2 protein-coding genes are annotated in these 2,665 nt (G+C 37.6%); both read right to left on the bottom strand.

The window, feature by feature from the left end:
* Positions 1–162: 162 nt before the first annotated feature.
* A complete protein-coding gene (locus tag FFR48_RS27050; RefSeq protein WP_137669484.1) occupies positions 163–783 on the bottom strand; it encodes a Uma2 family endonuclease in 621 nt (206 codons plus the stop codon).
* Between the two features lie 148 nt (positions 784–931).
* The gene (gene trxB, locus FFR48_RS27055; protein ID WP_371851490.1) at positions 932–2,320 is read right to left on the bottom strand and encodes a thioredoxin-disulfide reductase; all 1,389 of its coding nucleotides are present in this window, start codon (positions 2,318–2,320) and stop codon (positions 932–934) included.
* Positions 2,321–2,665: the final 345 nt, after the last annotated feature.

Raw genomic sequence — 2,665 nt, forward strand, 5'->3', positions numbered from 1 at the left:
GGAGCTTATCTCCTCATCTCACTTCTTTTGCTCCCATGTCAAGTCAAATTTTTCTCTGCTCGCTGCTGCTTATCTTGTTTCTTTTGTCAAGTTCATTTTATACCAAATTAGATGAGCTTACCCTGCTATACTTGCATGAAAATTATATTATAATCTACACTCTTACAAACTAGCTTGAAAAATTTGATTAGCAGTTAATTTTAACTCTGGGAAAGTTGGTGATATTATTAAATCATCATCTCTAAATTGACTAACTTGATATTCTCCTTCTATCAGTTGATAAATTGAAATAGTTGGTTGTTTAGGATTGCCAATAAACACTCTACCACCTAAAGCAGCATAATCTACAATCCAATATTCTGCAATACACATTTCCTCATAGTCAGCAAGTTTTTTATGGTAATCATCACGCCAGTTTGTACTGACAACTTCAACTACTAAAGGAATTGAAGCTGATTCACTAATTGTAGATGATTTTTTCCATAAAGGTTCATTAATTAAATTAGAACGATTTAACAATATTATATCTGGTAAGTATCCTGATTCTTTTTCTGGTGGTTTGATAAAAGCTGTTTTAGGAATGAAATAAGGAAGTTTTAGACGTTTATATTCTGTGACTATTTCTTCAACTAAAAAGCCAATAATTTCTTCATGTTCTCCTACTGGTGGTGTCATTTCTACAATTACTCCATCATATAATTCATAGCGAACTCCTGTATCTGGATACCACTCTATAAACTCGGCAAAAGTTATTAATTTAGTTTCAGGTAAAGCTTGAATCATAATTTAGATTCTTTGGTTTGAATAGTTATCATATTGTTTGTTTGGTGATTGGTAATTGGTAATTGGTAATTGGTAATTGGTAAAAATAAAATTTATTACCCATTCCCCAGTCACCAGTCACCAGTCACCAGTCACCAGTCCCCAGTCCCTACAAATTACTTTCTATCAACTGTCGATATTCACTTTTCTGTTTTACACCTTTCACTTCTTTTACCAATTCCTTATTCTTAAATATCTGTACCGTCGGTGTTCCTATGATACCGGCATTCTCCGCTATGTCTCGATCTTGGTCAATGTCAACTTCAACAAAGTGAATCTTACCATCAAATTCATCGACGACTTTATTTAATATCGGTTTCAAGGTGTGACAAGGGCCACAACCAGGAGACACATATTTTACCAACAACAAGCGATCGCTCTCATGGAATAATTTTCTTAAAGCATAACCCCCATTATGCCTTGTTGCTTGTAAATTAAATTCTGCTGCTGTTTCTGCTTTCTGGGTTTCTGGGTGGGGTGTTGTTCCTTGAATTTGGGTTTGATGGAACTCATGAATTAAATTCTTTGATGATAACCATCTTTCCGCTAACATGGCCGCCATACAACCAGTACCTGCTGCTGTAATCGCTTGTCTAAATTCATGGTCTTGCACGTCACCGGCTGCAAATACACCCTCTAAACTGGTTTCTACACCACCATGTTTAGTGATAATGTACCCCACCTCATCCAGTTCTAATAGTCCCTGAAATAACTCTGTATTGGGCTTGTGACCAATGGCGTAAAATAAACCTTTAGCGGGAATAGTGCTTTCTTCCCCGGTTTGATTATTACGCACTTGCACACCATTCATACTTTCTTCACCAATTACATCTACTGCTTCGGTGTGCCAATGTATTTTAATTTTCGGGTTACTCAAAACTCTGTCTTGCATAGCTTTAGAAGCCCGCATTTTATCAGAACGCACTAACAAATGCACCAAAGAAGCATATTTAGTTAAATAAATAGCTTCTTCTGCTGCTGAGTCTCCCGCACCAATAATCCCTAACTCCGTATTACGAAATAGAGGAGTTGCACCATCACATATAGCACAAGCGGAAATTCCCCGACTCCAAAATTGATGTTCACTTGGTAAACCTAAGCGTTTAGCTGTTGCACCAGTAGCGATAATTAAACTATGGGCTTTTACTTCCCTTTCTTGGGAACGGATAGTAAAAGGACGTTGACTCAAATCAACTGATATCACATCTTCAGTATATAATTCTGCGCCCCACCGTTCTGCTTGGGCTTTCATGTTATCCATCAAGTCTGGTCCGGTGATACCTTGGGGAAAACCTGGGAAGTTCTCAACTTCGGTGGTTGTCATGAGTTGGCCTCCTGGTAAACCACCTGCTTGGAAACCTTCAAATACTACGGGTTTTAAATTTGCCCTTCCTGCATAGATAGCTGCGGTGTAACCAGCGGGTCCAGAACCGATAATTACTAAGTTTTCTACTGTGTTTTCTACTTTGGAATTTGTCATACTAGTATACAAACTCATAACGACTACGTTTAAGTTAGTATAGCATAACTCAAAGATCCCCTACTTCTGACATTAATTTAGGGGATGCTGAATAAATGTAAAACCCAGAGATATCAAAGGTTAGAGGGTGATAAACACAAAAATAAGTGCAAGGTTTTTCAAGGGTATAGCTGAAAAAGCGTGCATTTTTTGAGATTTCCAGAGAGGGCAAAGAAATTTTCAAACCTCCTCCTGACTCCTGTAAGGGCGAAGCATTCGGGCGATAAATTATCAATTTTTATCACAGGTTATTTTCCTGTAAGGGCGAAGCATTCGGGCGATAAATTATCAATTTTTATCACAGGTTATTTTCCGAATGCTTCG

Source organism: Sphaerospermopsis reniformis (assembly GCF_005402885.1).
GTDB classification, from domain to species: Bacteria; Cyanobacteriota; Cyanobacteriia; order Cyanobacteriales; family Nostocaceae; genus Sphaerospermopsis; species Sphaerospermopsis kisseleviana.